3 protein-coding genes are annotated in these 5,157 nt (G+C 69.3%); all 3 read left to right on the forward strand.

Features of this window, described 5'->3' with window-relative positions:
* The first annotated feature begins 283 nt into the window (after positions 1-283).
* The gene (locus tag WAW17_RS18530; protein WP_422334395.1) at positions 284-1,090 is read left to right on the forward strand and encodes a hypothetical protein; all 807 of its coding nucleotides are present in this window, start codon (positions 284-286) and stop codon (positions 1,088-1,090) included.
* A 107-nt stretch (positions 1,091-1,197) separates the two neighbouring features.
* Positions 1,198-1,620, forward strand: a complete 423-nt coding sequence (locus WAW17_RS18535) for a hypothetical protein (protein ID WP_422334396.1) — start codon at positions 1,198-1,200, stop codon at positions 1,618-1,620.
* A 5-nt stretch (positions 1,621-1,625) separates the two neighbouring features.
* The coding region (locus WAW17_RS18540) for an HAD-IC family P-type ATPase (protein ID WP_422334397.1) at positions 1,626-5,157 on the forward strand (3,532 nt) is incomplete at its 3' end.

A 5,157-nucleotide genomic window follows, 5' to 3' on the forward strand; every position in this document is an offset into this window, starting at 1 on the left:
AACGACTCGAGTGGCATCCGGACCTCAGCGGCTCGACGTCATCGGTGAGATCGGAGGAGCGGTGAGTGGGGTGGTGGACCCGCTACATGACCCGCTACATAGGGTGCAGTCCCGGTTCTGCGCCGGAGCCGCGGAGGCCGCCCGCGCATCCGGTCGGTAACGACACTCGGGTCCTTACCCGTATGGTGGGAGGGAGAACACCCCGAGTCGTGCTGTGCAATCCCGACGCCACACCTCTCCCACCTGCGTACGGGACGCAGTATCACGGATGGACATATAGATAGTGGAAGACACCGCCAGCCGGGGAATCCAGGCATTCATCGCCGACGTCGTACAACGCGGCGGCAGGGCCGTGCGGCTCACTCACTCGCGCCGAAACCCCGTGCAGGTATGGGGTGACGACGGCAGCAGTTGCATCGTGCGGGTTCGCTCCAAGCTCAGCGGTGACTGGCAGGCCCGCAAACAGGACGAGTCGCTCGACGACGACGACACCGGGTCGCAGTTCTGGGTGTTCGTGGACCTGGCGAGTTCCCCGGAGGAGTTCTTCATGATCCCGTCCGTCGAGGTGGCCGACGACATCCGCGCCGAAGTGGACCTGTGGATGATGGACACGCCCGGTCGCTCCCGCACGGGCCATCACGCCATTCCGCTGAGCCGCATCGCCCACGGGCGTGGCCGCTGGGATCTCCTCGGATTGTCAGGCGAGAAGGACCCGAGCCGATACACCGACGCGCAACGCGCCGAGTCGGCCAAGACTCTCCGCGCCGCTACGCTCGGCAGCACGAACGGCCGCAAAAGACCTACCCGGGCCACCGCGCTGCCGGAGGAGGTCGAAGACCTTCGGATCGAGGTCATGGCCGATTTCGAGGGTTATCGACTCGTGGGCCGATTCGATCCCGGCACCACGAGCCTCGAGATCATGCGCGGACCGATGCAGGGCCGGCGCTTTCCCGATCCCACCACCGCCGCGTGTGCGGTGGCGAGCCACATCAGTGGCGACGTGGAATGGCGCGACGGCTGGGTGTTCTGGCGCACCGAGTCGGGAGATCCAATCACCTTGGCCCAGAGCAAGATTCGAGTTCCGGAGTAGATTCCTCCCGGTCTTCCGGCGTGGGGTGATTGAGATCGGCTGGTGGTGGGTATCGCTTCATGATCCCGCCGTATGGCGGAGCTGTGCCACAGCCGAGGGAGATCGCCATGAACATCGTCGACGGTGCGGTGCGTGCCGTGACCGGAGCTGCGAATGCGACGACCAGTGCTGCGGGCGCAGTAGGCGGCGCGGCAGTCGGGGGCGTGGTCGGGGGACTGCGGGGTGTGGCCGACGGCGCCCGTAGCGGTATGGAGAACGGCAGCCGTTCGACCCCCGCGGCGGCCCTGACTTTGGCTGCAGTCGGCGCTGCCGGTCTGGTGGAGTGGCCCGTGGTGCTCGCGGTGGGCGGGAGCGCTCTGGTCCTCCGCCGGCTGGACGCCTTCCGGTCCGACGGGGCCCGCACGTCTGCGCCATCGGTTTCCGAGGCACCGACCGAGTCCCCACCGGCCAAGGCTGCACCGGCCAAGGCTGCGCCGGCCAAGTCCTCCTCGTCGCGGTCGCAGCGGTCGCAGCGGTCGACCCGCGCGTAGTTACCGTGGCGCTCGGTCGATACCTCGCTGTGGCGGCGTCCCTGCCTGTCCGCGGCACCGGTTTCGGGCTCGGTCTGGCTGCCTACAGCGGTGCTGTGGCTGCCGATCTGGTGGCGTCCGGCGTGCGAATGGCCGCCGATGTCGCGGCTGACGTCGGTGCCGGGGCGCTTGGTGGAGTGCCGGTGCGTCGCAGTTGCAGCGGAGACGGACGGGCCTGGATCGAGGTACGCGGGCTTGATGGACCGCGCGGCGACGAGGTGGCGGCCCGCGTTCTCGAAAAGGTGCGCGCCCTCGACGGGGTGCGCACCGCGGAGCTCAATCGTCCGCTGTCGCGCGTAGTGGTATCTGTCGTCGACGGTGCACCGTCGGCGGCTGCTCTGCTCGCTGTTGTCGCGGAGGCCGAGACCGCGGCCCGCCAGGTGAGTCCCTCGAACTCCCGCGATCACGCCACGGACATTCCAGGCGACGACCTCGTGCTCGCCGAACGCGCGGTCGCACTGGCTGCGGCCACAACGGGATTCGCCGTTGCTGCCGCCATGCGGGTGGTGCGCATGCCCCGCCTCCAGGGTTCGGCACTGGCTGCCGCCGTCACCGTCGTCAACTACCAGCCCCGGTTACGGAAGAAGGTCGAGGACCGGCTGGGGCCCGGAACGGCGGAGTTGGTCCTGGCGACGGCCCAGTCGGTGGGCGATGTGGTGCGGCAGGCGCCCGCGACTCTGGCTGTCGACGTGGTTCTGCGCACGCTTCTCACCGCGGAAACCTGGACGTCGAGGAGGGCATGGAAGCGGCTCGAGCCCTTGCTCGCTGCGCACCCGGCGGATGGGGGTCCGCGCGGTGCCCGCTCGTCGGAACTCCCGATCGGACCGGTGGAACGGCACGCAGATCGTGCGGCGCTGACCCAGCTGGTGGGGGCGTCGGTGGTGGGTGCTGTCACGAGGAGTGTGACGGGCGCCGAGACGGCCGCCCTGGTGGCGGCCCCGAAGGCGGCACGCACCGCCCGCGAAGCGTTCGCCGCCACCCTGAGCAGAGGTCTGGCTGATGCGCACGGTGTGCTGACCTTGCGGCCCGGGGCATTGCGGTGCCTGGACCGGGTGGACACGGTGGTGTTCGATCCGGCGGTGTTGCAGACCCGGGAATTGCGGGTGAGCTGTATCCGGGACGTGCGCGAGGCCCACCGAGCGCGCGTGTGGGAGGTCTCCCGGGCTGCGGTCGAGGCCGGCGCACTCGCACCGGGATGGCACTCCGTCTCGGACCTTCCCGGCGATATCGCTGTGACTGTCGAGGACGTGGACGGTGCAGTGCTGGTCTCGCCGACTCACCATCCGCTCGCCGCCGCAGTGCTCGCGGAGGCGCGCAGCGCGGGTGTCGAGGTGGTGTCACTGGACACCGAGACGCTCGGAAGTCAACGTTCGGCGTTCGACGACCTCCATCCCGCCGGCGGGGACCCGGATACCGACCTTCGCGATGCCGTCGTCCGCCTGCAGAACGAGGGACGGACGGTTGCCGTCGTGGCAGCGAGGGCGCCGCAGGCGTCGACGGCCGCGGACGTGGGCATAGGCGTCCTCACCGAGGGCGCACCGGTGCCATGGGGTGCACACCTGCTGGCCGACGATCTGGCTGCGGTGTGGCGTGTGCTCCGGGCCCTGCCGCATGCACGGACCGCCAGCCGCCGTGGGGTCGAGATCGCCACCGCCGGTTCGATTCTCGGATCACTGGTGATGCTGCCCGGTGTGCGGGGTCGCGGCCCGGGGCCCGTCACGGCCGGAGCCGCCGCGGGGTTGTGGACGGGGCATGCTTTGGCACGCAAGGTGCTGCGCGCTTCGGATCCGACTGCCGCGCCGGTCCACGCATGGCATGAGATGTCCGAGGCGCAGGTGCTCGCGCTGCTGCCGGTTCCGGAGGACGACGTCATCGCCGGCCGACGCCGGTCGGAGAGCCTGGTGCCGACTTCTCTCGCCGCTGCCGGACGGATCACCTCGGTGCCGTGGACGATGGCCTGGAACTTCGGCCGGGCTATGCGCGCAGAGCTGTCCGATCCGCTGACCCCGATTCTGGCCACCGGATCTGCGGCAAGTGCACTGCTCGGTTCGCCGGTCGATGCGGTCCTCGTCGGTTCTGTGGTGACGGCCAACGCGGCTCTCTCTGCGGTGCAGAGGTTGCACGCGGAAAGATTGCTGAATCGTCTTCTGGCGGTGGGAGATGCGCCCGCGAAACGGGTGGTCGGATCGGGAGAGGGCGCGGCTGTCCGGAAGGTGGATGCCGCCACCTTGCGGCCGGGGCACGTAATCGAGATCGGTCCCGGCGAGGTGGTGCCCGCCGACGGGCGGTTGATCGAGGCGGCCGGTGTGGAGGTGGACGAATCTTCGCTGACGGGCGAATCGTTTCCGGTGGTCAAACACACCGACCCGACACCAGGCGCGCCACTCGGTGAACGCGCGTGCATGGTGTTCGAGGGATGTACGATCCTGACCGGAACGGCGAAGGCCGTCGTCACCGCGGTGGGGGAGGCCACGGAGTCGGGACGAGCGGGAGCCCTCACTCCTGCGAGCACTCATCAGGTGGGGTTGCAGGCGCAGTTGCGAGCCTTGACCGGCCGCGTGTTGCCGGTGAGTGTCGGCGGCGGCGCGCTCGTCACCACTGTCGGTTTCCTTCGGGGAACCGGCCTGCGCCAGGCGGTCACCAGCGGGGTCGCGGTGGCCGTGGCCGCCGTCCCCGAAGGTCTGCCGTTGGTGGCCACCCTGGCGCAGCAGGCCGCGGCACGCAGGCTGGCGCGTTCGAATGTGCTGGTGCGGGCGCCGCGGTCGGTGGAAGCGCTCGGCCGCGTGGACGTGGTCTGTTTCGACAAGACCGGAACCCTGAGCGAGAACCGGCTCCGCGTCACGACCAGCGCCCCCTATGGGGCATTCTCCACGAACGAGGTGCTGATCTGCGCTGCCCGCAGCGCCGTTCCTCCCGACGGGCGGCCTGCCGAGCACGCGACCGATGTGGCGATCGCCGGCGCCGCCCGCGACCTCGATCACGGTGACCGGGCCGACATGTCCTATCTGCCGTTCCGGTCGGGGCGACCCTTTTCGGCAGCGCTGTCGGGGACGCGACTGTGCCTGAAGGGTGCACCCGAGGTCGTGCTCGCCGCGTGCACGAACATTGCGGCCGACGAGGTCCACCGCACGGTGCTGGAGATGGCGGCGGACGGTTTGCGGGTGATTGCCGTCGCTCACCGCACGGTGACGTCGTTCCAAGCCCGGCGGGCAGCCGACGACGGCGCCGCATTCGAAAAGCTTTGCAGCAGTGAACTTCACTTCGTCGGACTACTCGGGCTCGCGGACACCCCACGCCAGGAGGCGAAGAATCTGTTACCCGAACTCGCGAAACAACAAGTCGGGGTGCGTCTGATCACCGGGGACCATCCGGTGACCGCCAGGGCGATAACCCGGGAGCTGGGACTCCCCGTGTCGTCCGAACAGGTCATCACCGGGTCCGACTGGGAAACGTTGTCGCACCGAGGGCAGGAGCATGCGGTCGACAAGTGTGTGGTGT

This window comes from Rhodococcus sp. (in: high G+C Gram-positive bacteria) (assembly GCF_049286785.1).
Classification (GTDB): Bacteria; Actinomycetota; Actinomycetes; order Mycobacteriales; family Mycobacteriaceae; genus Rhodococcus_F.